The 23,972-nt window shown below is 60.0% G+C and carries 30 protein-coding genes; 22 read left to right on the plus strand and 8 right to left on the minus strand.

Annotated elements, in window-relative coordinates; genetic code table 11:
• The first annotated feature begins 66 nt into the window (after window positions 1-66).
• The 6 genes from RTI30_RS02645 to RTI30_RS02670 are packed head-to-tail and all read left to right on the plus strand — an operon-like array spanning window position 67 to window position 7,326.
• Window positions 67-2,004, plus strand: coding sequence for an aconitate hydratase (locus tag RTI30_RS02645; protein ID WP_312261382.1), 1,938 nt, complete (start codon window positions 67-69; stop codon window positions 2,002-2,004).
• Complete coding sequence (icd, locus tag RTI30_RS02650) at window positions 2,001-3,269, plus strand: NADP-dependent isocitrate dehydrogenase (protein WP_312261384.1); 1,269 nt, start codon at window positions 2,001-2,003, stop codon at window positions 3,267-3,269. Before RTI30_RS02645 ends, icd begins: the two co-directional genes overlap by 4 nt.
• 4 nt (window positions 3,270-3,273) lie before the next feature.
• Window positions 3,274-4,437: an ADP-forming succinate--CoA ligase subunit beta gene (gene sucC, locus RTI30_RS02655; RefSeq protein WP_312261386.1), complete on the plus strand. Its 1,164-nt coding sequence runs from the start codon at window positions 3,274-3,276 to the stop codon at window positions 4,435-4,437.
• Window positions 4,438-4,474: 37 nt separating this feature from the next.
• On the plus strand, window positions 4,475-5,350 hold the full coding sequence (sucD, locus tag RTI30_RS02660; protein ID WP_312261388.1) for a succinate--CoA ligase subunit alpha: 876 nt from the start codon (window positions 4,475-4,477) through the stop codon (window positions 5,348-5,350).
• Window positions 5,351-5,353: 3 nt separating this feature from the next.
• Window positions 5,354-6,991, plus strand: coding sequence for an NAD+ synthase (locus RTI30_RS02665; protein WP_312261390.1), 1,638 nt, complete (start codon window positions 5,354-5,356; stop codon window positions 6,989-6,991).
• On the plus strand, window positions 6,988-7,326 hold the full coding sequence (locus RTI30_RS02670; protein WP_312261392.1) for a P-II family nitrogen regulator: 339 nt from the start codon (window positions 6,988-6,990) through the stop codon (window positions 7,324-7,326). Before RTI30_RS02665 ends, RTI30_RS02670 begins: the two co-directional genes overlap by 4 nt.
• Window positions 7,327-7,332: 6 nt before the next feature.
• Here the strand turns inward: RTI30_RS02670 and RTI30_RS02675 are convergent, their stop codons facing one another.
• A complete protein-coding gene (locus RTI30_RS02675) occupies window positions 7,333-8,070 on the minus strand; it encodes an outer membrane protein assembly factor BamD (protein ID WP_312261394.1) in 738 nt (245 codons plus the stop codon).
• A 28-nt stretch (window positions 8,071-8,098) separates the two neighbouring features.
• On the opposite strand from RTI30_RS02675, the gene rluD reads away from it, so the two are divergent.
• The 10 genes from rluD to RTI30_RS02725 all read left to right on the plus strand — a co-directional run bounded on the left by rluD (window position 8,099) and on the right by RTI30_RS02725 (window position 14,582).
• Window positions 8,099-9,052, plus strand: coding sequence for a 23S rRNA pseudouridine(1911/1915/1917) synthase RluD (gene rluD, locus RTI30_RS02680; RefSeq protein WP_312261395.1), 954 nt, complete (start codon window positions 8,099-8,101; stop codon window positions 9,050-9,052).
• A 13-nt stretch (window positions 9,053-9,065) separates the two neighbouring features.
• On the plus strand, window positions 9,066-9,794 hold the full coding sequence (gene pgeF / locus RTI30_RS02685) for a peptidoglycan editing factor PgeF (protein ID WP_312261396.1): 729 nt from the start codon (window positions 9,066-9,068) through the stop codon (window positions 9,792-9,794).
• Window positions 9,794-10,339 carry a cupin domain-containing protein gene (locus RTI30_RS02690; protein ID WP_312261397.1) on the plus strand — a complete coding sequence of 182 codons (546 nt, stop codon included), beginning with the start codon at window positions 9,794-9,796 and terminating at the stop codon, window positions 10,337-10,339. Before pgeF ends, RTI30_RS02690 begins: the two co-directional genes overlap by 1 nt.
• Complete coding sequence (locus tag RTI30_RS02695; protein WP_312261398.1) at window positions 10,336-11,514, plus strand: RuBisCO large subunit C-terminal-like domain-containing protein; 1,179 nt, start codon at window positions 10,336-10,338, stop codon at window positions 11,512-11,514. Before RTI30_RS02690 ends, RTI30_RS02695 begins: the two co-directional genes overlap by 4 nt.
• Complete coding sequence (locus tag RTI30_RS02700) at window positions 11,507-12,139, plus strand: haloacid dehalogenase-like hydrolase (RefSeq protein ID WP_312261399.1); 633 nt, start codon at window positions 11,507-11,509, stop codon at window positions 12,137-12,139. The genes RTI30_RS02695 and RTI30_RS02700 overlap by 8 nt, the downstream gene beginning before the upstream one ends.
• Window positions 12,136-12,756 carry a methylthioribulose 1-phosphate dehydratase gene (mtnB, locus tag RTI30_RS02705; protein ID WP_312261400.1) on the plus strand — a complete coding sequence of 207 codons (621 nt, stop codon included), beginning with the start codon at window positions 12,136-12,138 and terminating at the stop codon, window positions 12,754-12,756. The genes RTI30_RS02700 and mtnB overlap by 4 nt, the downstream gene beginning before the upstream one ends.
• Complete coding sequence (locus RTI30_RS02710) at window positions 12,753-13,274, plus strand: ACT domain-containing protein (protein WP_312261401.1); 522 nt, start codon at window positions 12,753-12,755, stop codon at window positions 13,272-13,274. Before mtnB ends, RTI30_RS02710 begins: the two co-directional genes overlap by 4 nt.
• Window positions 13,274-13,786, plus strand: coding sequence for a peptide deformylase (gene def, locus RTI30_RS02715; RefSeq protein WP_312261402.1), 513 nt, complete (start codon window positions 13,274-13,276; stop codon window positions 13,784-13,786). Before RTI30_RS02710 ends, def begins: the two co-directional genes overlap by 1 nt.
• A gap of 170 nt (window positions 13,787-13,956) precedes the next feature.
• Entirely contained in the window at window positions 13,957-14,193 is a 237-nt protein-coding gene (locus tag RTI30_RS02720; RefSeq protein WP_312261403.1) for a hypothetical protein, read from the plus strand.
• A complete protein-coding gene (locus RTI30_RS02725; RefSeq protein WP_312261404.1) occupies window positions 14,193-14,582 on the plus strand; it encodes a type II toxin-antitoxin system VapC family toxin in 390 nt (129 codons plus the stop codon). The genes RTI30_RS02720 and RTI30_RS02725 overlap by 1 nt, the downstream gene beginning before the upstream one ends.
• Before the next feature lie 445 nt (window positions 14,583-15,027).
• Here the strand turns inward: RTI30_RS02725 and RTI30_RS02730 are convergent, their stop codons facing one another.
• Window positions 15,028-15,564: a hypothetical protein gene (locus tag RTI30_RS02730; RefSeq protein ID WP_312261405.1), complete on the minus strand. Its 537-nt coding sequence runs from the start codon at window positions 15,562-15,564 to the stop codon at window positions 15,028-15,030.
• 453 nt (window positions 15,565-16,017) lie between these two features.
• On the opposite strand from RTI30_RS02730, the gene RTI30_RS02735 reads away from it, so the two are divergent.
• The 3 genes from RTI30_RS02735 to RTI30_RS02745 all read left to right on the plus strand — a co-directional run bounded on the left by RTI30_RS02735 (window position 16,018) and on the right by RTI30_RS02745 (window position 17,241).
• Entirely contained in the window at window positions 16,018-16,230 is a 213-nt protein-coding gene (locus RTI30_RS02735) for a type II toxin-antitoxin system HicB family antitoxin (protein WP_312261406.1), read from the plus strand.
• 26 nt (window positions 16,231-16,256) lie between these two features.
• Window positions 16,257-16,991, plus strand: coding sequence for an oxygen-insensitive NADPH nitroreductase (nfsA, locus tag RTI30_RS02740; RefSeq protein ID WP_312274612.1), 735 nt, complete (start codon window positions 16,257-16,259; stop codon window positions 16,989-16,991).
• A gap of 76 nt (window positions 16,992-17,067) precedes the next feature.
• Window positions 17,068-17,241, plus strand: a complete 174-nt coding sequence (locus RTI30_RS02745) for a hypothetical protein (RefSeq protein ID WP_312261409.1) — start codon at window positions 17,068-17,070, stop codon at window positions 17,239-17,241.
• A 16-nt stretch (window positions 17,242-17,257) separates the two neighbouring features.
• On the opposite strand, the gene RTI30_RS02750 is transcribed toward RTI30_RS02745, so the two are convergent.
• Window positions 17,258-17,548 (minus strand): type II toxin-antitoxin system RelE/ParE family toxin, encoded by a 291-nt coding sequence (locus RTI30_RS02750; RefSeq protein WP_312261411.1) that lies wholly within the window; start codon window positions 17,546-17,548, stop codon window positions 17,258-17,260.
• The gene (locus RTI30_RS02755; RefSeq protein WP_312261413.1) at window positions 17,541-17,786 is read right to left on the minus strand and encodes a type II toxin-antitoxin system ParD family antitoxin; all 246 of its coding nucleotides are present in this window, start codon (window positions 17,784-17,786) and stop codon (window positions 17,541-17,543) included. Before RTI30_RS02755 ends, RTI30_RS02750 begins: the two co-directional genes overlap by 8 nt.
• 164 nt (window positions 17,787-17,950) lie before the next feature.
• On the opposite strand from RTI30_RS02755, the gene RTI30_RS02760 reads away from it, so the two are divergent.
• Window positions 17,951-18,919, plus strand: coding sequence for an N-6 DNA methylase (locus RTI30_RS02760; protein WP_312261414.1), 969 nt, complete (start codon window positions 17,951-17,953; stop codon window positions 18,917-18,919).
• Window positions 18,920-18,973: 54 nt separating this feature from the next.
• Here the strand turns inward: RTI30_RS02760 and RTI30_RS02765 are convergent, their stop codons facing one another.
• The 4 genes from RTI30_RS02765 to RTI30_RS02780 form a co-directional block, all read right to left on the minus strand.
• Window positions 18,974-19,777 carry a hypothetical protein gene (locus RTI30_RS02765; protein WP_312261415.1) on the minus strand — a complete coding sequence of 268 codons (804 nt, stop codon included), beginning with the start codon at window positions 19,775-19,777 and terminating at the stop codon, window positions 18,974-18,976.
• A gap of 11 nt (window positions 19,778-19,788) precedes the next feature.
• Window positions 19,789-20,928: an FAD/NAD(P)-binding oxidoreductase gene (locus RTI30_RS02770; RefSeq protein ID WP_312261417.1), complete on the minus strand. Its 1,140-nt coding sequence runs from the start codon at window positions 20,926-20,928 to the stop codon at window positions 19,789-19,791.
• Between the two features lie 23 nt (window positions 20,929-20,951).
• Window positions 20,952-21,182, minus strand: coding sequence for a sulfurtransferase TusA family protein (locus RTI30_RS02775; protein WP_312261418.1), 231 nt, complete (start codon window positions 21,180-21,182; stop codon window positions 20,952-20,954).
• 66 nt (window positions 21,183-21,248) lie between these two features.
• Window positions 21,249-21,635 carry a DsrE/DsrF/DrsH-like family protein gene (locus RTI30_RS02780; RefSeq protein WP_312274881.1) on the minus strand — a complete coding sequence of 129 codons (387 nt, stop codon included), beginning with the start codon at window positions 21,633-21,635 and terminating at the stop codon, window positions 21,249-21,251.
• Between the two features lie 395 nt (window positions 21,636-22,030).
• Here RTI30_RS02780 and RTI30_RS02785 point away from each other — a divergent pair, with 395 nt between their 5' ends.
• Window positions 22,031-23,131 carry a DUF3034 family protein gene (locus tag RTI30_RS02785; protein WP_312261420.1) on the plus strand — a complete coding sequence of 367 codons (1,101 nt, stop codon included), beginning with the start codon at window positions 22,031-22,033 and terminating at the stop codon, window positions 23,129-23,131.
• 20 nt (window positions 23,132-23,151) lie between these two features.
• The gene (locus RTI30_RS02790) at window positions 23,152-23,616 is read left to right on the plus strand and encodes a group 1 truncated hemoglobin (RefSeq protein WP_312261421.1); all 465 of its coding nucleotides are present in this window, start codon (window positions 23,152-23,154) and stop codon (window positions 23,614-23,616) included.
• Window positions 23,617-23,972 lie beyond the last annotated feature (356 nt).

Raw genomic sequence — 23,972 nt, forward strand, 5'->3', positions numbered from 1 at the left:
GGCGTACGCGGCGGCTTTTGTCATTATCCTTTCTTATGGATCGCTGCCGCGCATAGGAGAATCATCATGGCCCAGAATGTCACGCAAAAGATCATCGCCGCTCATCTCGTGAGTGGCGAGCTACGCGCCGGCAGCCCCATCTCCATCCGAATCGACCAGACCCTGACCCAGGATGCCACGGGTACCATGGCCTATCTGCAGTTCGAGGCCCTCGGCATCCCCAAGGTGCGCACCGAACTCTCGGTATCGTACGTCGACCACAATATGCTGCAGTCGGGCTTTGAGAATGCCGACGATCATCGTTTTTTGCAGACCTTCGCCGCCAAGTACGGGATCCATTTTTCCCGTCCCGGCAACGGCATCTGCCACCAAGTCCATCTCGAGCGCTTCTCCAAGCCCGGCCGTACCCTGCTGGGTTCCGATTCCCACACCCCCACCTCTGGCGGGGCAGGGATGTTGGCCATTGGCGCCGGTGGCCTCGACATTGCCCTTGCCATGGGTGGCCTGGCCTTCAACCTGAACATGCCGGAAGTGGTGGGTGTCAAGCTGACCGGCACACTGCAGCCCTTCGTCAGCGCCAAGGACATCATTCTCGAAGTCCTGCGGCGTAAGACGGTCAAAGGCGGTGTTGGTAAGGTCTTTGAATATTTTGGCCCCGGTGTTGCCGGCCTCTCGGTGCCCGCCCGCTCGACCATCACCAATATGGGCGCAGAGCTAGGTGCCACCACCAGCGTTTTCCCGAGCGATGCCGTCACCCGCGCCTATTTGGCGGCGCAAGGGCGAGAGACGGACTGGTCGGAGTGGGTGGCCGATCCCGATGCCAGCTATGACGAAGTGCTCGAAATCGATCTCGACCGCCTCGAACCCTTGATCGCCTGTCCGCATAGTCCAGACAACGTCAAAACCGTGCGCGAGGTAGCCGGCACGCCGGTGGCGCAAGTCGCCATCGGTTCCTGCACCAATTCCTCCTACACCGATTTGATGACGGTGGCGATGATGCTCGAGGGGCGGGTGGTCGCGGAGGGAGTCAGCCTGGGAATCTCCCCGGGCTCGCGACAGGTAATGGAGATGGTTACCCGGGATGGGGGACTGCTGAACTTCATTGCCGCTGGTGCCCGCATCCTCGAGTCCGCTTGTGGCCCGTGCATTGGAATGGGCTTTGCGCCGCCGAGTGAGGGGGTGTCCATCCGCTCCTTCAACCGCAATTTCTACGGCCGCTCCGGCACCAAGACGGCGGCGGTCTACCTCGCGAGCCCAGAAACCTGTGCTGCCTGTGCCCTGACCGGGGTCATCACCGACCCGCGTGATCTCGGCTTGGCACCGATTCAGGTCGATCTACCGCCGCAGTTCCTGGTTGATGACCGCATGATCATCGCCCCGGCAGCGGCACCGGAAAAGGTGGAGGTGCTACGCGGCCCCAACATCGCCAAACTGCCCGTCAATAGTGCTGCGCCGGCAGAAATTCGTGGTTCAGTGCTCATCCGCCTGGGCGACGACATCACCACCGACCACATCATGCCCGCCGGCGCCAAGGTCCTCCCTTTGCGCTCCAATCTACCGGCGATCTCCGAATACGTCTTCCACGTGGTCGATGAAAGCTTCCCCAGTCGGGCCAAGAGTGCCGGCGGCGGCTTCATTGTGGCGGGTAAAAATTACGGACAGGGCTCGAGCCGCGAACATGCCGCCCTGGCGCCGCGCTATCTGGGGGTCAAGGCGGTGCTGGTCCAGTCCTTTGCGCGTATTCACCTCGCCAACCTGATCAATTTCGGTATTCTGCCTCTGACCTTTGTCGATCCGGCGGATTACGAAAAGATCCAGGCCGGGGATGAGCTGCTTCTCGACATCAGTACCCTTGCCCTCGGTAAGACCCTTACCTTGCGCGATTTGAGCCAGAATCTCGAGATTGCCGTGCAGGCGCAACTGGCCAGCGAGCGCGATCTGGAACTCATCCGCAAGGGCGGTGCCCTGTCTTGGGCCAGCGAGCAATTGGAGAAGACGGCATGAGTGGCAGCGCGATTCAGTACGAAAACGGTAAGATCGTCGTTCCTAAGCGGCCGGTCATTCCTTTCATCGAAGGGGACGGGATTGGTGTTGACGTTACCCCGGCCATGCAGGCGGTCCTCGATGCTGCCGTCGCCAAGGCCTATGGCGGTGAGCGGCAAATCGTTTGGCAGGAGCTCTATGCCGGGCAGAAGGCGGTGGCCAAGTTTGGCGCCGGCGTCTACCTGCCGGAGGAGACCATGGCCGCCATTCAGCACTACCATGTCGCTATCAAGGGGCCGCTGGAAACCCCGGTGGGTGGCGGTATCCGCAGCCTCAATGTCGCTCTGCGTCAGGATCTCGATCTCTATGTCTGCCAGCGGCCGGTGCGTTATTTTCCCGGCACCCCGAGCCCGATGAAGCGGCCGGAGGATGTCGATATGGTCATCTTTCGCGAGAATTCGGAAGACATCTACGCCGGCATCGAATGGCCCGCGGGTAGCCCAGAAGTGGAGCGTCTGATCGCCTTTTTGCAGAACGAAATGGGGGTCAAGAAGATCCGTTTCCCGGCGAGTTCTGCCATCGGCATCAAGCCCGTGTCCCGGGAGGGCTCCGAACGCCTGATCCGACGCGCCATTGCCTATGCCCTGGCGCAGGGACGCCGCTCGGTGACCCTGGTGCACAAGGGCAACATCATGAAGTTTACCGAGGGGGGCTTTCGCGATTGGGGCTATGCCTTGGCGGAGCAGGAATTTGCCGAGCAGGTTTTTACTTGGCGGCAGAAAGTGGCCATTGCCAAGGCCGAGGGTAAGGCCGCAGCGGCCGCGGCAGAAAAGGCGGCAGTCGAGAGCGGCAAGCTCATCATCAAGGATGTCATCGCCGATAATTTTCTGCAGCAGATCCTCTTGCGGCCCCAGGACTATGACGTCGTTGCCACCCTCAACCTCAACGGCGACTACATTTCCGACGCCTTGGCGGCGGAGGTGGGAGGTATTGGTATGGCGCCGGGGGCCAACCTTTCCGATACCCATGCTATCTTCGAGGCCACCCATGGCACGGCGCCCGACATCGCCGGGCAGGGCAAGGCGAACCCGAGCTCCCTCATCCTCTCGGGAGTCATGTTACTCGAGCATATTGGTTGGCAGGAGGCGGCAGCGGCGGTCACCGCCGCGATGGACGCCTGTATTGCCGCTGGTGAGGTTACCGGCGACCTTGCCAGTTTGCTGGGCCGCGAAGGGCTTTCCACCCGCGATTTCACCGCCGCGCTCTTGCGCCGCATAGAGGCATAGCACGTTGAATTTACATGAATACCAGGCCAAGCGCCTGCTCGCCGAGGAGGGGGTGCCGGTACCGCGAGGGATCCCGGCCTTTTCCGTCAAAGAAGCCATCAACCAGGCCCGCGCCCTCGGCGGGCGGGATTGGGTAATCAAGGCTCAGGTGCATGCCGGTGGTCGGGGCAAGGCCGGCGGGGTACTGCGGGTGCAGAGTATGGCCGCTGTCGAGGCGGCGGCGCAGTCTTTGCTGGGCAAGCGCTTGGTGACGGCGCAGACGGGGCCCGAGGGGCAGCATGTGGCGGCTCTCTTGATCGAGGAGCCGAGTGAGATTGCCAAGGAATTCTACCTTGCCCTGCTTGTCGATCGCTCGGCGGCACGCCTCACCTACATCGCTTCGGCAGAGGGGGGTATGGAGATCGAGACCCTCGCTGCCGAGCGGCCGGAGGCCATTCAGCGCATCGTCCTCGACCCCGGCATAGGGTTTTTGCCCTACCATGCCCGCGACCTCGGTTTTGCCTGGGGTCTTGGGGCGGCGGCGGTGCAGCAGCTAGTCAAAGTCATGCAGGGGATGCACCGACTGGCCTTGCGGCTCGATGCACAGATGGTCGAGATCAACCCCCTGGTACTGACCGCCGGCGGCCAGTTGCTTGCCCTCGATGCCAAGGTGGTCATGGACGACAACGCCCTCTACCGCCATCCCGAGTCGGATGAACTTTTTGATTCCACCCAGCAGGACCCGCGGGAAATCACGGCGCGACAATTCGGGCTCAATTACATCTCCCTCGACGGTAATATTGGCTGCATGGTCAATGGCGCTGGTTTGGCCATGGCGACCATGGATCTGATCAAACTGCACGGTGGCGAACCCGCCAATTTTCTCGATGTGGGCGGTGGCGCGGCGGCCGACAAGGTCACCCAGGCCTTCAAACTCATCCTCTCGGATCAGCGGGTAAAGGCGATTCTGGTCAATATCTTTGGCGGCATCACTCGCTGCGATCTGCTTGCCCAAGGCATCATCCAGGCGGCCAACGAGGTCGGTATCCACTTGCCGGTGGTGGTGCGCCTGGAAGGTACCAAACGCGAGGAGGGTATGGCCATGCTGGCGCAAAGCGGCCTGCGCATGATCACCGCCGAAGGCCTTACCGACGCGGCGCGCAAGGCGGTCCAGGCGGCCCAGGCTTGAGCCTGCCGTTATCCCCTACTGAATTCGGAATCGAGCCATGAGCATTCTTCTTTCCCGCGACACCAAGGTCATCTGCCAAGGCTTTACCGGCAAGCAAGGTACCTTCCATTCCGAGCAGGCAATCGCCTACGGCACGCGCATGGTGGGTGGAGTCACTCCCGGAAAGGGCGGTAGCGAGCATCTGGGCCTGCCGGTTTTTGACACGGTAGCCGAGGCGGTGGCAAAGACGGGGGCGGAGGCCAGCGTCATCTATGTGCCTTCCCCCTTTGCGGCCGACGCCATCATCGAGGCGGCAGCGGCGGGCATCGAGCTCATCGTCTGCATCACCGAGGGCATTCCGGTCTACGACATGCTCCTCGTCAAGCAATACCTCGCCACCCGTCCGCAGGTGCGCCTCATCGGCCCCAACTGTCCGGGCATCATCACCCCCGGGCAGGCCAAGATCGGCATCATGCCCGGCAAGATCCATTTACCTGGGCGCGTCGGCATCGTTTCCCGCTCCGGCACCCTGACCTATGAGGCCGTCGAGCAGACCACGCGCCTGGGCCTGGGGCAGAGCAGTTGTGTGGGAATTGGCGGCGATCCCATCATCGGTCTCGATTTCATTTCGATTCTGCGCCTCTTTGAGGAGGACCCGCAGACGGAGTTGATCATCATGGTCGGGGAGATCGGCGGTCGCCTCGAAGAAGAGGCGGCAGCGTATATTGCCAGCTCCGTCCATAAGCCGGTGGTGGCCTTCATTGCCGGTTCGACGGCGCCCAAGGGCAAGCGCATGGGCCATGCAGGTGCGATCATCGACGGCGGCGCCGGGACGGCCGCGGCAAAGTATGAGGTCTTGCGCGCTGCCGGGGTGCATTGCGTGTCTTCGCCCGCGGAGCTGGGCAGTCAGGCCGCCGCCCTGCTCGGTAACTGAGCCGTGCGCATCGCCCTTGCCCAAAGCAACCCGCGGGTTGGGGACATTGCCGGCAATGCGGCCAAGATTCTTGCTGCGGCGCGGGCGGCCGAGGCGGCAGGGGCAGACTTATTGGCGGCACCAGAATTGGTCCTCACCGGCTATCCACCGGAAGACCTTCTGTTGCGGCGGGATTTTCTCGATTGCGTCGATCAGGCCCTTGCCGATTTGGCTCAGCAAACCCCGCTGCCGCTCGTGCTCGGTCATCCCCGGCGAGACGATGGTTTCCTCTTCAATGCGGCAAGTTTGCTGCGCAATGGTCGAGTCGAGGCGAGCTATGCCAAGCACTGCTTGCCCAACTACCGGGTCTTTGACGAGAAGCGCTACTTTCATCCGGGCAGCAGCGATGTGGTCATCGATGTTTCTGGCCTGCGCTTGGCCCTGCGCATTTGCGAGGATCTCTGGTGTGCAGAGCTACCCCTCTTGGCCTCTGCCGCCAGTGCCGATGCGGTCTTGGTCCTCAATGCCTCGCCCTTTCATCGTGGCAAACAGGCGGAGCGCGAGGCGCTCCTGCGGCAGCGGGCCGAGGCCTCCGGGGTGGCGATTTTCTATGCGAACCTCGTAGGTGGGCAGGATGAGCTGGTTTTTGATGGCCGCTCCTGCGCCGTCGACGCCCAAGGCAGGATTTTTGCCCGGGCGCCTGCCTTTGCAGAGACTCTGCTCTACCTCGACGCCGAGACGGAAGCTGGCACAATCCGCTGGCGCAGTCCGACCCTGATCCCAGAACCGGAGCCCGTTGCCGAGACTTACGCAGCCCTTGAGCTTGGCCTGCGCGACTATGTGCAAAAGAATGGTTTTTGTGGTGCCGTGCTTGGTCTCTCGGGCGGTATCGACAGCGCCCTGACCCTGGCCATTGCCGCCGACGCCCTCGGCGCGGAGCGGGTCCATGCCCTCATTTTGCCGTCGCGTTACACCGCCGCCATGAGCATTGAGGATGCTCGCGCCGAGGCCGAAGCCTTGGGGGTAGGTTACGACATCGTCCCCATCGATGGACTCTTCCAGAATTACTTGCAAACCCTGGCACCCCTCTTTGCCGGGCGCGCCGCCGACGTCACCGAAGAAAATTTACAGGCGCGGATTCGCGGTAGCCTGCTCATGGCGTACTCCAATAAATTCGGCCATCTTCTCATCAGCACCGGCAACAAGAGCGAGATGGCGGTGGGCTATGCCACCCTCTACGGCGATATGGCTGGCGGCTTTGCCCTGATCAAAGACTGCCCAAAGATGCTGGTCTACGCGCTGGCCCGCTATCGCAATCGCCTGGGCGCGGTAATTCCGCAGCGCGTTCTCGAGCGCGCACCCTCCGCCGAATTGGCCCCCGGCCAGACCGATCAGGACAGTCTACCGCCCTACGAGCTGCTCGATGCTATCATCCAGGCCTACGTGGAGGAGGGCGCCGGGCGCGAGGACTTGCTGGCGCAGGGTTTCCCTGCCGCCCTCGTCGAACAGACCCTGCGCCTCGTCGACCGCGCCGAGTACAAGCGGCGCCAAGCGGCGCCGGGGGTGCGTATCAGCCCTCTGGCCTTTGGCAAGGACCGCCGCTACCCTATCAGCAATGGGTTCCACGCCTGGAATCCGCACTGTTTGCAGGAGAAGTCATGAAGAAGATCGAAGCGATTGTGAAGCCGTTCAAACTCGATGATGTGCGCGATGCCCTGCAGGAGATCGGTATTGCCGGGATGACGGTGACGGAAGTGAAGGGCTTCGGACGCCAGAAGGGCCACACGGAGCTCTACCGTGGCGCCGAATATGTGGTCGACTTTTTGCCCAAGTTGAAGATCGAGGTAGTGCTTCCCGATGCCCTGGTCGATCGCGCCGTGGATGCCATCGTCGAGGCATCGCGCACCGGCAAGATTGGCGACGGCAAAGTATTTGTGAGCGAGATCACGCGGATCATCCGTATCCGCACCGGCGAAGAGGGCGACGAAGCGGTCTGAGCCGTTTTAGCCGAGCTTGCGTGTATATTTTCCGCCGGGATAGTTGTAGCGCAGGATGCTCGCCGTATCCTGCGCCAGCCCCTTGAGGTCCAGATGCTGGTACGACAGATACAGATAATACAGGGCTTCTTCCCGCGCCGGGCTGAGTTGGTACTTGGTGACCACATCGCTACAGCGGTTGGCCGAGGCCACATAAGCATGGCGCACATAATAAAACTTGCAGATATCGAGATTGCGTTTGCCTAAGAGGTCGATGATCTTCTCCATGCGTAGCCGAGCATCGGCGGCATAGGCGCTCTTGGGCCAGCGTTTGACCAGGGTTTCGAAGGTATCGAAGGCCTCATGCAGGGGCACGGGATTCCAGTCGGCGCCTTCGATTTCTTGGTACTGAGAAATACCTTTCAAGTACCAAGCGTAGTCCACGTAGGGATTGACCGGGTGCAGCTTGATGAAGCGCTCTGCCGCCGCAGCCGCCGCCTTGGAGTCGCCCTGGCGATAGTAGCTATAGGCGGTATTCAACTGCGCCTGCTCCGCATAGGGGCCGTAGGGATACATGGCCTCGAGGTCTTGGTATTCGCGAATGGCGGTGCCGTAGTCGCCGCGGTCTTCGGCCTGTTTGGCGTGGCTGTACATGGTTGCCGCGGCCTCATGGGAGTCCATCAGGTCTTTTTTGTGATTGTCTGAAGCGCAGCCAGCGGCGCTCAGCACAAGAACGGCAATCAGGGCAAGAGAGCGTTTGCGCATACGGGGCAATGATCTATAGTGTCGGGCCATGAGCAGCGATACTACGGAAATCACATTGATTTTGCCAGAGGAACGGGCAGGCGAACGCCTCGATCTCGTTTTGGCAGAGTTGGTAGCGGAGCTAAGCCGCAGCCGCATTCAGGAGCTCCTGGGTGCCGAGGAAATCCTCGTCGACGAACGCCCGGCGCGGCCCAGCCAGCGGATACAAGGGGGCGAGACGGTGCATTTGCGCCTACCGCCGCGGGAGCCGGAGCATTGGCGGGCCGAGCCGATTCCCCTGCGTATCGTGCACGAAGACGAGGAAATACTGGTCATCGATAAGCCGGCGGGCATGCTGACCCACCCCGGTGCTGGGCATCCCGGCGGTACCCTTGCCAATGCCGTGCTCGCCCATTATCCAGCCAGCAAGCATCTGCCGCGGGCCGGTATCGTGCATCGGCTCGACAAGGATACCAGCGGCTTACTGGTGGTGGCCAAAACCGAGCACGCTCGCCAAGACCTCACCGAACAACTGGCAGAGCGCAGCATGCATCGAGAATATCTAGCCCTGGTGCTGGGGGCGATGACCGGTGGCGGCAAAGTCGAAGCCCCCATCGGGCGCCACCCGCAAGATCGCCTGCGCATGACGGTGCGTGATGATGGCAGGCCGGCGCGGACGGATTATCGTCTGGCCGAGCGCTTCCCCCGCCACACCCTGCTGCGCCTGCGGCTAGCGACGGGGCGCACGCACCAGATTCGAGTGCATATGCGCCACATTGGTCACCCTTTGGTGGGCGACCCAGTCTATGGCGGCCGCGCCGTTTTGCCGGCGGGGCTGGATTCGGAGGCCATGACCCTTTGGCGGGGCTTCCACCGCCAAGCCCTGCACGCTTGGCGTCTGGAGTTGGAGCACCCGGGAAATGGCGAACTCTGCGCCTGGGAGAGCCCCCTCCCCGCCGATATGGAGGCCTTACTCACCCTGCTGCGCCGCCGTGCTTCCTGAGTTGCCTATCCTGATGCCGGATTTGGCACTGCCCAAGGGCGTGCACATGGCCATCAGCACCCGCCAGGGGGGCGTCAGCCAGGCACCCTGGCAGAGCCTGAACCTGGGTGATCATGTGGGCGACCAGCCCGCGGCCGTGGCCGCCAATCGGCAACGACTGCAGGCAGCCCTGCACTTGCCAGCGGAGCCGCTATGGCTGCAACAGGTGCACGGCACCCAGGTAGCCGCCTGGGAATCCTGCCGGGGCAGGGACACGCCGCCCGCGGCAGACGGGGCGGTGGCGCACACGGCGGGGGCGGTCCTCGCCGTGCTCACCGCCGACTGTTTACCGGTGCTGGCCTGCTCCCGAGATGGCCAAGTGATTGCTGCCTTGCATGCCGGTTGGCGTGGTCTTGTCGGGGGTATTCTCGAAGCCGGAATTGCCGCCATGCAGGTGGAGCCCACGCAAATTCTGGTATACTTGGGCCCAGCCATTGGCCCTGCGGCCTTCGAGGTAGGGCCGGAGGTGCGTGAATGTTTTGTTGCGCAGGACGTTGGTGCGCAGGAGGCATTTCGGCCCGGGACAGGGGATCGCTACTGGGCCGACATCTATGCTTTGGCGCGACTGCGTTTGCAGCGCTTGGGTGTTGGCGCCGTCCACGGCGGCGAGCACTGTACCGTGACTGAGGCGAATCGGTTTTTCTCCTATCGGCGCGACGGTTGCACCGGGCGCATGGCATCCTTGATCTGGCGGGAGGGGTGATGAAAAGCTGGCAGTTTGGGGATGGTGGGGAGCAGGGCACTGATGCGCAGGTCTTGGCAACGTATTTGGCCCCTCTGGGGGTAAGTCTGCGCGGCTATCCGGTGGCTGCGGCCGCAGCGCCTTGGCTTGCCCCGGCACAACTCGATGCAGCAGGTCAGGAGCAGTTACTGGAAGCCCTCGACGGCGTCTTCCGTGAGCTACAGCAAGAAAAGGGCTATCAGGAGCGCGACTTGGTGGTTCTCTACCCCGAACATCCGCAGCTTGCGGCGCTGGATGAGCGCTTCTCACGCATCCACATCCACGAAGACGAGGAAGTGCGCTATATCGTCGATGGCGAGGGGGTCTTCGGTTTTGTGCTTGCCGATGGACGGCAACTCGAAGTGACGGTGACCGCCGGCGATTACATCCACATCCCGGCCCAGGTCGAGCACTGGTTTCGCCTCAACGCCCAGCGCCGCATCAAGGCGGTGCGCTACTTCAGTGCCCGCGGTGGTTGGACCCCGGTGTACAGCGAGCGCGCCCTGCAACGATTCCCGCGGCCATGAGTGCCTTTCTCGAAGTCGATTATCGCTTTCCCCCGGGGGCCCATGCCGAAAAGCAGGCCCAGGCATTGGCCATTGGCCAGACGGCAGGCTCCTGGGACGCGCGCCATGCCCACCGCGAGGCAGAGCTGCGCGGGCATCTCGGCGAGATTCGTGCCCTGCAGGCGCTGGAGGATGGCAGCAGCCTGGCCACCATTGCCTTTCCTCTGGCCAATGTGGACGGGGGAATGGGCAGTTTGCTGACCATGATCTTCGGCAAGTACTCCCTTGGCGGCACCGCCAAGGTTTGGGATCTGCGCCTGCCGGAAGACTACGGATTGCGGCCGCGTTTTGGGCTGGCGGGCATTCGCCAACGGGTGGATGTTTTCGATCGTCCCCTCTTCATGGCGATTTTCAAACCCGCTCTCGGGCTCAGCGCCGAGGATCATGCCGCCATCCTCGCCGAGGTTGCCTGGGCTGGGCTCGACATCATAAAAGACGACGAAATTCTTCCCAACCTCGCCGCCGCACCGACCCTGGAGCGTTGGCGTGCCTGTGCCCCCATCGTCGAGGCGCGGCGCGATCGCTTTGGGCGCGATCTACTCTACGCCGTCAATCTCTCCGGTGATGCCGCGAGCCTGCAACGACTGGCGCGGCAGCTGGTGGCCGAGGGCGCCAATGCCCTGCTGCTCAATGTCCTTGCCTACGGTTTCCCCGTGCTCGAAGCCCTGGTCAAGGACCCGGAAATCAGCGTCCCGATCTTTGCCCATCCGGCCCTTGCCGGCGCCTTGGCGGCGGCCCCGGAGCATGGCCTGCGCTACGCCATCGTCCTTGGTACCCTCATGGCCCATGCCGGGGCCGACGCCGTGCTGTACCCAGCGCACTACGGCAGCCTGCCTTTTCCCGCCGCCGAGGAATTCGCCATTCGCGACGCCCTGCGTCAGCGGGGCCTGGCGCCGGTGCCCTCGGCGGGAATCCAGCCCGGCATCCTGCCGGATCTGCTCCAGGATTATGGGACCGAGGTCATCCTCAACGCCGGCACTGGCATCATGGACCACCCCGATGGTGCGGCGAGCGGGGTGCGCGCCTTCTACGAGGCCTGGGAGCGCGTGCAGGCGGGGGAACCCTTTACTCTCGACGCCGTACCCCCGGGGCCCCTGCAGGCCGCCTTGGCCAAATGGGGAAGGGCCAGTGGCTGAGCGCCTGATCTTTTGTGATTTTGACGGCACCATTCTGGTGGAGGAAATTTTCCGCGATCTGTTGCGGGAATTCGCCCCGGCGGTCACCGCGCGTATCCTGCCCGAGATCCTCGCCCTGCGCACCAGCCTGTGCGACGGGCTCAGTGAGATTCTCGCCAGTATCCCCAGTCAGCAATGGCCAGAGATGGAAGCCTTTGTGGTCGAACACAGCCATCTGCGGGCAGGCTTTACGGAGTTTCTCGACGCGTTGCCGAGTTTGCGGTGGGAACTGCTGGTGGTGACCGGGGGCTTTACCCGCATGGCAGAGCTCGTCTTGGCTCCCCTTCGCGACCGTATTCGCGCCATTCACGGTATGGAGGTGGACCTTTCCGGGCCAACCTTGCGCGTCTTTTCGCCTTGGCAAGACGCGGAAGAGCTCGTCGTCAAGAAGGCCATCTACGCCCACTATGCGCCCACCGAAGCCCTCTGCATTGGCGATTCGGTGACCGATTTGCGCTTGGCGCGGGTGTGTCCGCGGGTATTCGCCCGCAACGGCCTCATCGATTACCTGGCGGCGGAAGGGCGGGCCTGCACCCCCTTCGAGGATTTTTACGATGTGCTGCGTGCCCTGGAGGCGGACAAATGAAGGACGTGCGCGAAAACTTGGCGGCGGCGGCTCGAGACTTCTATGGCCGCGGCTGGATGCTCGGCACCGCGGGCAACCTCTCGGCGCGTCGTGACGATGGGCTCTGGATTACCGCCAGCGGTCGTCCCAAGGACCGCTTGGCGCCAGAGGATTTTGTCGCCCTCGACCACGATGGTCGGGTGCTCGAAGCCGCGGCGGATCGCCGACCCTCGGCGGAAAGTAGCATTCATCGGGTCATCTATCGCCACTTTCCCGAGGCGCGGGTGATTTTTCATGTGCATTCCATCGAGGCCAATCTTTGCGGTCATTTTGCCCGCGATGGCCGTCTGCGTCTGCCGCCGCTCGAGATGCTCAAAGGCTTGGGCATTCCCGATGCCGAGCCGCAGGTGGACTTGCCGGTCTTTGCCAACCATGTGGAAGTGGCGCGCATTGCTGCCGACATGGACACCGCCTTTGCCCGCGAGAAGCCCGCCGTGCCGGGTGCCCTCATTCACCTCCACGGCATGACCGCCTGGGGTAGGGATTTTGACGAAGCGCGCCACCATCTCGAACTTTTCGAATACTGCTTTCGTTATCTATCATTGGCCCGTCTGCACGGCCTGGGAGGAGAGTCATGAGTCAAGCCCTACTGACGGTCATCGGTGAAGATCGACCGGGAATCGTTGCTGCCGTAACCCAAGCCCTTTACGCCGCCGACTGTGCCATTGGCGACGCCTCGATGATGCGCCTGGGGGGGTACTTCACCATCATGCAGGTGATCGACTACCAGCGCGACTTCGGCGCCGTCGAGTCAGCCCTCGACCCCGCAGTCAAGCGCCTGAATCTGCGCGTCCATCTCGACCCCATCCCAAGTCTCCCGCGCCAGCAAGACGCCGCCGATGTGCGCGTTACCGTCTACGGCGCCGACCATCCGGGCATCGTTGCCGGAGTCACCGAAAAGCTCGCCAGCGTTGGCTTCAACATCATCGATCTCGAGAGCGAACGTTCCGGTAACCCCGATCGCCCCATCTACGTGATGGTCATTCAGGGCTCGGCGCCCGGTGGGCTGGAGCAGATTCGTAGCATCCTCGAGCCGCTCAAGGCCAGTCAGGGGATCGAAATCACCGTACACCCTGTCGATACGGTGCTGCTCTGATGGCGGTGTTGCCGATCCTCACCTACCCCGATCCACGCTTGGCGCGTGCTGCGGAGCCGGTGCAGCACTTTGATGACGAACTGCGACAATTCATTGCCGATCTCACCGAAACCATGTATGCCGGCCCTGGTGGGGTAGGCATTGCCGCGCCCCAGGTCGATCGTTTACAGCGTATCGTCATCGTCGATGTTCGCCCAAAGCTCGGCGATGCCTGCCATGGCCTGATGGTACTCATCAACCCCGAATTGATCGCTTGGGAGGGCATGGCGGTGGGGCGCGAGGGCTGTATGTCGGTGCCGGACTTTACCGGCAACGTCATCCGCGCCGAGCGCATCCAGGTGCAGGCGCAAGACGGCGAAGGCCGCGACCGCTTTTACGAGTGCGAAGGCTTCGAGGCGCGGGCGGTGCAGCACGAGATGGATCACCTCGACGGCCTGCTTTTCCTCGATCGGCTGGTCTCCCGCAAAACCGACCTCTTCCGCCGCAAGCAATACCAGCCCAAGAAAAAGTGACCGCTATTCGCGGGTAGCAGAGTTTGCTCATGGGCATGATCGCGAGTGACTTTTGTAGTGCTCCTTGGTTTGCCCGGCAGGAGGGCTCGTCGGCTAGCCTCCGCAGGCGGTGCCCATTGCTCGGGCTGAGTAGTAGTGATAACGTGACGTTGATACATGAGGAGGCAATTATGCAAAAGATCTTTCGCACTCGCCAATTCATGGCGGGGAACTCACCCGCTGTGCGCATCCCCATGAGCATGGCGTTTCCAAAGCAAACCAAATTGGTGGTGATTCGAGAGGGTAATAGGCTCATCGTAGAACCTGAGGAGAATTCGCTCGAATCACTTCCAGCGCTGTTTGCCGCGCTGCGTTCACACCACACAACCGAGCGTCCGGAGTTTGTCGAGACAGAAAGATCTTGGTGATGCTGCGTTACTTGCTGGACACCAATATCTGCATCTACCTTATGAAGGAGCAGCCGGAGTCAGTCACCCAGCGATTCTCGGCCTGTAAACCCGGTGAGATCGGACTGAGTTCGATTACCTGGGCTGAATTATGTTGCGGTCTTGACGTGCATAACAGCCAGACCGAAATGGCCGCGCTCTTGAGTAGGCTAACCGCCAAAGACTTCGACATGGACGCGGCAGCCATCTTCGGAAAGCTCTCCCAGCAATTTCCGGCCAGAAGGAGCAGCTTCGACCGCATGATCGCCGCACATGCTTTATCACTGGGAGTGACCCTGGTGACCAACAACACGGCCGATTTCGATCTCTATGTTGGCGCAGGTCTAGTCGTCGAGAACTGGGCGGCATGATGGTGATGTAGAGGCATACTGGGTGCCACAAAAAGGGAGCGTTTGTCGCGGCCATGCGTCAGCAGATCCAGGTGATCCTCAGTGATCATGGCCCTTGCTGGTTTGCGCACCAATCCACGTGGTCGCTCCGCCCCTCTCTTGACATTGGAGCATGATACTGCCCTGACGAGAAAGCTCGTCGCTACTGGACACATATCCCGCAGACAGGCAAGGCGTGCTCCGATTGCGCTGCGGTAGGGCTTATCCAGCAATTATCGTGCACGAGCTGCTTGCGCACCAATGTCATATTCTGGAACAAGCCCCCCGCGCGGTTCTCAATCCTTTTCTGACAGATGCGTAAGCATCGGCCACACGCCGACGCGCCGACAGGCGATGGTATCGAGGCTCCCAATGGCCCTGCCTGCCGTGTGCTCGGGTGAAAGTGGTAAAATCTGTAAAGCGCGCCCTAGCCCGCCTGAAAGGGCGCTACCCGGAAAGTCTCGAAGAGGATATCGATGGCCTGATGCTGGGCGCCATGGGCAACGGCATCGAAAAGATCCTGGTCCGACCAACCCTGAGCCCGCAACGCCGTAATGTCTGCTTCGCCAACGCTGTGCGGATTGTGGATAGCCTTGAGGGCATAGTCGAGCAGGGCGTTTTCCGGTGCCGACAGCGGGCCCTGGGCAGGATTGGTGCGCGCGGCGCTGATGACTTCCTTGCTAAAACCGGCATTCAGCAGCAGGGCCTCGTTGAAACCGATGCAGAAGGAACAGTGGCCTTCTTCTGAGAGAATATAGCGCAGCAGAGAAAAGAAATTGGCAGAGATACGCGGATGCTGACCAAAATATTGTAGGTTTTGCCACTGGCTGCGCAGCAATGCGGGGCTGACGCCAAAGAGCTGTAGCCCCTCTGGCACGCCGCCAAAGGCTTGGGTGATTTGCTCGTACAATTCCGCCAGTTCGCCTTGGGCAGTTTGGGGAGGGGTGAGTTGCAGCAGGGCCATGACATTCTCCTAGGTGACGGTGCGTGAGCATCAAAACATACCGACCGATTGGTATGATGTCAATGATTCGCCGCTCCGAACGGTATGGAACAATCGAGCGTCGCCCAAGCAGCGCGACGATTGCCCGCGAGACCACCCCAGGCTAGTATTCAGGCCTACGTGGCTGCTCGATTTTGTAGCAGTATCCAAGCACGGTGAACTTTCTGTGTAAGCACAATAAAATCCAGATGGCCATTCTTGGCGGACGGAGTGACGCTAACATCGCCTTTGATGACCTATTATCGCTGCTCGATCGCCTCGGGTTCACGCTTCGGGTAAGGGGAGACCACCATATTCTCTCCAGAGATGGCATGATAGAGATCATAAATCTTCAACCCACGGGGCGCATGGCTAAGCCCTATCAAGTCAAGTAAGTGCGCGGCATACTCAGCAAATATCGCCTAGGAGTTGATCATGATGAGTAGGTATGAACTGATAATTTATTGGAGCGATGCAGACGATGCATTTCTTGTGGAGGTCCCTGAACTTCCGGGATGCATGGCCGATGGCGCCACCTATCAGGAGGCGGTAGCCAATGCGGAGCAAGTGATTGCTGAGTGGATCGAGACAGCGAAGGAGATGGGCCGTCCCATACCAGCACCGCGCGGGCGCCGGGTGTACGCATGAAGCCCGCTCTATCTTCGACAGATGCCATGACCGTTCTCCAGTTGCTGCAATCCCACCGCTCCATTCGACGCTTTCGACCCGAGCCTCTACCCGAAGGGCTTTTGGCAGAGATCGTTCGTTGCGGACAGCAGGCGGCAAGTTCTAGTAATCTGCAGGCCTATCGCATCCTACGCATCACCGACCTGTCCTTGCGGGCGCAACTGGCGGAGCTCGCCGGCCAGCAGGAATATGTGCGCCTGGCGCCGGAATTTTTGGTCTTTTGTGCCGATTTGCGCCGTGCCCAGGGGGTTTGCGATCGCTTGGGACCGCCCTTTGTGCCGGGTATGACGGAGCACTTTCTTATCGCCACCACCGATGCCACCCTCTGCGCGCAAAATTGTGTGGTCGCCGCAGAATCCCAGGGATTGGGTGCCTGCTACATTGGCGCAGTGCGCAATCATCCTGCGGAAATCAGCGCCCTTCTGGCCCTGCCGGAGCAGGTCTACCCCATCTTTGGCCTCTGCCTTGGCTATCCCGATCAGGAAGTCGAAGTGAAGCCGCGCCTGCCTTTGGCGGCGGTGCTGCAGGAAAACCGCTACGACGACAGTCATGATGCCGAATACATCGCGCAATACGATGCCGCCATGCACGACTACTACGCCTCGCGCTCGGAGCATCGCAAAGACAGCAGTTGGAGCCAGGAAGTGGCAGCCCTGGCCGGACGCGAAGCGCGGCCGCATATGGCAGGCTTTTTGCGGGAACGCGGTTTTCTCAAGCGCTGAGTCGCGTCGGTTGCGGCTAAACTGCCAGCTTGCTGTTTTCTCTGCTATTCTGCGCTAAAGCCTCGGATAGCCGCAGATGAGCCCAGAGACCAAAGTCCGTCAGCAAATCGACCAAAAGCTCGAGCAGGCGGGCTGGGTGGTGCAAGACATGCGCGCGCTCAACCTCGCTGCGAGCCTGGGTGTGGCAGAGGTGTTTGGGAATGAACTCGATGGGTTGATGGACGAAGTGAATCGGGAGTTGGTGGGGTGAGTAGTGCTCGCAGCCGTCAGAGATGGCGGTGCACGTCCATCCGTTCGTGCAGGATGCGGATTACCACTACCGTTTCACTTTGAATCATGTAATAAGCAACATGGTGTTCGGCCCGAAGCTGCCGATAGCCCGGCCGAATGCTGTCGCAACTCGGCGCCGAGAAGGGGGCAGCGGCAAGATCGCTGAGGCGGGCATGCAAAGCGTCTACATATCGCTCCGCCTGTGCGATACCCCATTGCTGCACTGAGTAGCGCCAGATGTCTTCCAAATCCTGTAAAGCCGCCGGGGTAAGCCGGAATTCAGCCATGGCCGGCCATCATCCGCGCCTTGAACGCCGATAGATCAAAAGGTTGCGGTGTGCCGCTGTTCTCGCCCTCGATGAGCGCCGCGCGCAGAGCTTCTAGCTGGGCCATGCGTTCCTGCTCTCGGCGAATGAGGTCGCGGATGTATTCGCTGTCATTGGTGTAGTGCCCCGCTTGAATCTGGGCTTTGATCCAACTGTCTTGCTGATCGGTGAGCGTAATGGTTTTGCGCACGGTGGGCATGGCATGCTCCTAAGAACGAGGCTTTCATCATAATATTGGTGCGTATTTGCGTCAAAATGTCTCTGGTGCTGGAGAGGGCGCCGCTCGATTGGCAATCCATCGAGCCGGGCCGGTGTTGCGCCCACCGCGATTCAGTGGTGCACTTGGCGGCAGGAAAAGACGTAGTGTTGAAGACGATTGCCGACCCGGCTTGCGGTACCGGTGGATTCTTTCTGGGCGCCTACCACTGGCTGACCCGCCCCGGCGCGCAACTGAACGCGGCGCAAAAGAAGTTTCTGCGTGACCAGACCTTCTCCGGCAATGAGATCGTCCCCAACACCCGGCGCCTATGCCTGATGAACCTGTTTTTGCACAACATCGGCGAGCTCAGTGGCGAGCCCTCGGTGGAACGCTCGGATGCGCTGATCGCGGAGCCCCGGCACAAGGTGGACTATGTGCTGGCCAATCCGCCCTTCGGCAAGAAGAGCAGCATGACCATCACCAACGAAGAGGGCGAGGAAGACCGCGAGACGCTGACCTACCAGCGCCAGGACTTCTGGGAGACCACCTCGAACAAGCAACTCAACTTTTTGCAGCACATCGTCAGTATGCTGAAGGTGGACAGCAAGGCCGCCGTGGTGCTGCCCGACAACGTGCTGTTCGAGGGCGGCGCGGGCGAGAAAATCCGCCGCAAGCTGCTGGAAAACTGTGACGTGCACACCATTTTGCGCCTGCCCACCGGCATCTTTTACGCGCAGGGTGTGAAAGCCAACGTGGTGTTTTTCGACAACGCGCCAAAGGATGGGCGCGTGCACACCCAGGGCGTGTGGTTCTACGACCTGCGCACCAACAAACACTTCACCCTCAAGACCCGGCCGCTGAAGCTCGACGACCTGCAGGATTTCATCGGCTGCTACCACCCGGAAAACCGCCACCAACGCCAGGAAACCGAGCGCTTTCGCTACTACCCCTATGAAGAGCTGATCGCCCGCGACAAGGCCAGCCTCGATATTTTCTGGCTCAAGGACGACAGCCTGGACAATCTCGCCGACTTGCCGCCGCCGGACGTGCTGCAGCAGGAAATCATCGACCACCTGGAGGCGGCACTCGCGGCGTTTCGGGATGTAGCGGCAGGGCTGGGGCGTTCTACCTAGAGTTACTGGCAACAAAAAAGGCCCCGAGGGGCCTCAAGCGGGGCGAGTGAACTCTTAGTGTTTCAGCCGGCAGGAGCGGAAGTGCTTGCCGACCAACATCAGGAACTGGATGGTTTCTTGGGTTTCCGGTTTCTTCATAATGTCGAGCAGGCCGAAAATGCCACCTTTGGGAGCGGGTTCCTTTGCCGCCTCCTCGGTAGCGCCCGCCAGGCAGTGGAGAAAATCGGTAAGGATGTGTTGCTCATCCATCTTTTCCACCACACTCAGTACGCGGTCCATGACCCCGGTGCGTACTGCCCGGTCGAGCAGACACATGGCATCGGTGGCCAGGGTGGCGAGACGGGTGACCATCTCGTCGCTCATGGAGTCGCCTGCAGCACCCAACATGCGGGCAATGTGGACGATGCGATCCAAGTCGCCGTTGTGCACCAGGGCCGAGATGGCGGGCAGGGCGTTAGCGAGCTCAGCCCGGTTGACGCGGTCCAGGAGATCCAGCCCACCGGTGGCGATTTCTGCCAGCCGGCCGACCATTTCATCGCTCATGGAGTCGCCCGCGGCGCCCAACATGCGGGCAAGGTGGACGATGCGATCGAGATCGCCATTGTGGACCAGGGCAGAAATGGCCGGGATGGCGCGGGTGAGGTCGGCTCGCTCCACTCGATCCAAGAGGTCCAACCCGCTGGTACCGATTTCTGCCAGCCGTCCTACCATTTCATCGCTCATCGAATCCCCCGCGGCACCCAGTAGGCGGGCGAGGTGGACGATGCGCTCCAAGTCCCCATTGCGGACGAGGTGCAGCAGGGCGGTCTGCGCCTGTTGCAGTTCCTCCTCCTGATGGGTATCCAATACAGCTGCCATGGGTCACCTCCTCAGAGCAAGCCGCGCGCGGTCGCCCAATAGAGCTTGTTGTACGCCATCTTGAAGGCATGCACCGCACCCGTGGGGGCCTTGGGCTGCGGCGGGTTCTGGTAGTTGAACATGGCGTAGGTCGCCCGATCCTTACCGGCCTCAATAAAGCAGAAGACCTTGCCGTCGTAGCTCTTTACCGGACGGCCCATCTTCACCACCGCTGCCACATTTTCCGCTGCCGTCTCGGCCTCGAAGTGAGCGGTGGAACCGGCCTTGGAAATCGGCAGATTGGTGGTATCGCCCAAGACGATGACATTCTTGCCATGCTCGCCTTCCATGTGCAGGGAGTGGCGATTGGTGGGGATCCAGCCATTTTCCCCCAGACCGTTCTTTTCGATGACTTCTTGCCCCTTATGCGGAGGCACAGCCACCAACAGATCGTAAGCCACCTCGCCGCCTTCTTCGCTCAGCACCTTGGCATTCTTGCCGTCCACTTCCTTCATATTGAAGAGGGTCTCGTACTTGATGCCCTTGGCGTCGAACTCCGGCGCCGCCCACTTGGCCACATTCTCCAGGCTATGTACCCGGCCGATGGGGTAGGTGTAGTAGAACTCGGTTTTGTCGAGCAGGCCGCGATCCTTGATGAAGTCGTACATAGCAAAAGTGACTTCTAGGGGGATCATCGGGCACTTGTGGGGTAGACCCACGGTAACCACGATGCGACCGCCCTTGAAGTCCGAAAGCTGCTTGTAAAACTCCACCGCATTCTCGGCCGAGTAGCAGTTGACGGAGTTCTCCTTGAGACCGGGAATGTTCTCGGGCAGGGGACGGGAACCCGTGGAGATGACGATGAGGTCATACTCGTGCACCTTGCCGCTCTTGCACTTGACGTGGTTGTGCGCGAGATGGAACTCCTCGACCGGATCGACATGAAAATCGATGCCCGGCTCGAGGAGGCTCTGCTGCTCGCGCACCAATTCGTCGGGCGTTGCCCGGCCCATGGCCACGTACAGCCAACCGGGCTGATAAACGTGCTCGTGGGTTGCCGACAGCATGGTAATGCGCGCCTTGCCGGTCTTCATTTCGTGATGGATACGCCGCGCCAGATGATTGGCAAAGATCGTACCCCCCATACCACCACCAACGACTAGAATTCTCATGGTATTACTCCTCGTACCTGTGCTTACTTGGCCTTCCGCACCCGAATGTGGAAGGTGCCTTCACTGTCTTGATTGGTGTCGACCATCTCATGACCCACCTTGTGTACCCACTCCGGCACATCCTTGGCGGAGCCGGCGTCGGTGGAGAGCAACTCCAGCGTGTCACCCACCTGCATGCTCTTCATGTTGGAGATGAGTTCCATCAACGGGCCCGGGCAAAAGCTGCCGCGAGCATCGACCACACGTTCTGCCATCACACACTCCTTTTAGCTTCTCTCGTCACCGCTGGGCTGGGAAAACCGCCCATCCTTGTTGCTGCCTCAGAAGGTCAGGACCTGACAACCTTCGGCATCGCTAAAAAACTTGGTCAGTCCCATGGCGCCAGCAACGATGGGCTCGAGATCGTCCTCTTTGACCCCCATCACATCCATGGCCATGGAGCAGGCCCAGATCTTGGCGTCCCCCAATTCCACCGCCTGCTCAAAAATCTGGAAAAACTCCGGCACCTTGTGCTCTTCCATCTTTTTGCCGAGCACGCCGCTGGCCGGCGCTTGTTTGCTGTGCCCCTTGATGAAGTGGGGGAAAGCGTTCATGGATAGAAATACCTGCACATCGCTGCCCGATACCGCCGCCACCGAAGCCGCCATGGCCGCAAACTGTAGATGTTCGCGGTCGCCGTTGAGACAAATGATGAACATGCCTGCCATACATACCCTCGCCGTAGTTAGTCTGGCTGAATGAAGCATTTCTTGTTCCATTATCGATACGTAATATTCGGAAAAAATTATTTACTCTAGTGATCAGTTTGATGAAGAATTTTTCCGAACGAAAAAACCCTCTAGGAAATATCTCTTAGGCAGACAGCGACATGACATTGTCATGACGCTGTCATGCCAACGAATGCTCGTTCGAGGACTGACATTTGTCATTAGTGATTGTCATGACATTAGGCGTATGTCATGGCTATGTTTTCGTCAAAAATCATCATTTATTTATGTAAATCAAATAGTAAAACGCTTGCCTCTAAATTTTTTATGTTGGCACGTATCCTGCTTCTCAGTTAGCGCGGTTTATTGTCTGCAACTCGGAGGAGTATTACACAATGAAAAACACGCTACGTTGTCGTAAACGCTGGGTCGCCTGCGCCTTCGGTATGGCGCTGGCCGCCAGTCCTTTGGTCGCCTCTGCTGCCATTGGTCAGGCCTCTTTGTTTGGTATGGGTCGCTTGTTGGGTACGGGTGCAGTGACGGCTGTAGATGGGGCTGCTGGTGGCGGCATCAACCCCTGGGCGGTAATCTCTGGGTATGGTACCAACCAGCAGATTGGTGGTACCGCGTTTTACTCGCATGTGCTGCTCAATAACTACAACATGGACGCCTATGGCGCCTCGGTCGGTATCTTCAATCGTATTGAGCTTTCTTTTGCACGCCAAAGTTTCAGCCTGGGGAATACCGGGCAGGTGCTGGATAACCGGATTTTGAACGCCGCCATACAGCCAAAAAATCCTTTCGGCTATGGTACCACGACAAGTGCTGCTTTAGCCGCCGATGGAGCCTTCGGTGGTGGCCCTGCTTTTTTGGGTAGTAACTACGATCTCAGTCAGGACATTGTGGGCCTCAAAGTTCGATTATTTGGCGACATTATCTACGATCAGAACTGGTGGGAGCCGCAGGTATCGGTTGGGGTAGATTTCCATCACAACGAAATGCCTAAGGATTTTGCCGACACCCTACATGTCACCCGTAATGCCATGTCGTATTACTTGTCGGCCACCAAGGTCTGGCTGCACGGTATCTTTGGTCTAACCACTTTGGCCGACGTGAATATTCAAGTAACCAATGCCAACCAGCAGGGCTTGCTCGGCTTTGGTGGTGTGAATGGCATGGGCTACAAGGTTTTGCCGGCGGCCTCGGTGGGGGTCTTCCTCAATCGCCATGTAGTGCTCGGCGGTGAATACCGTGCCATGCCGCAAAACCAACTCATTGCCGCATCGGGCACCGTGGTGACGCCTTCCGGGGGCGTGCCCTTGCATTTAGGTGCTGTGGGAGATGCCGTCTCGAAAACTAGCGCCTGGAAAGATGTCTATGTGGCTTGGTTCCCCTACAAGCAGTTGTCTTTGACTGCCGCCTATGTCGACCTAGGGACCATCGCCACCGAAAAGAGCCAGAGCGGTCTCTATCTTTCCCTGACCACCAGCTTCTGAAAATATTTTAGGAGGATCTTATGAGCAGCAAACTATTGGCAGCTTTGCGCAAGGGTGCCATTCTAGGTGCGAGTGTTTGCGCCCTCACGCTCTGCACTTGGGGTACGGCCAATGCCAGCGACTATTACGACCAATTTGGTGGCAAGGCCGGCATCACGGCCCTTATCAATACCTTTGTGGGCAATGTTGCCAACGACCCCCACATCAACTACTACTTTGCTCACACCAATATCAAGGCGCTGAAGTATAACCTCGTGCAGCAGGTCTGCATGGCGGTGGGTGGCCCTTGCAAGTACACTGGCCCGAGCATGACCGATGCCCACCGCGGTTTGCAGATCACCACGGCAGCCTTCAATTATCTGGCTCAGGACATGATCGACGCCATGGATGCCCATCGCATTCCCATCGGCGCACAAAACTACTTGCTTTCCTTGCTGGCGCCCATGGAGCCGGAAATTGTTACCGCCAATGGCCCATTGGGGTAAAAGATAAAAGCTTTTTGGCTGTACCTCCTCCTCATGACCGCAATCATGAGTCTTCGACCTGCCTCGGCAGGTCGCTTTTGCTGAGGGTGCAGCCATTTTTCTCTCCAACACGCCTGCCATGTTTTTCTCAAAAATATCAGAAAAAAATAATATAATAATGTAATAGTTATTGCATTCGGTGTCCTTTCTTCTACTTTCTCTGCATCCAGATTGTTCGTGTCAGCGTAATCATGACCGTGGAGCAATAGCGTAGTGGTTACGGTTTGGTCTTTGTGCCAGAATCGGCATAATAGGGAAAATGGTTATCGTTCCATAAATGAAATTTGTCCGTTTTTCTCCCTCATCAGGAATTTTGG

The sequence above is a fragment of the Candidatus Igneacidithiobacillus taiwanensis genome (assembly GCF_031962545.1).
Taxonomy (GTDB): Bacteria; Pseudomonadota; Gammaproteobacteria; order Acidithiobacillales; family Acidithiobacillaceae; genus Igneacidithiobacillus; species Igneacidithiobacillus taiwanensis.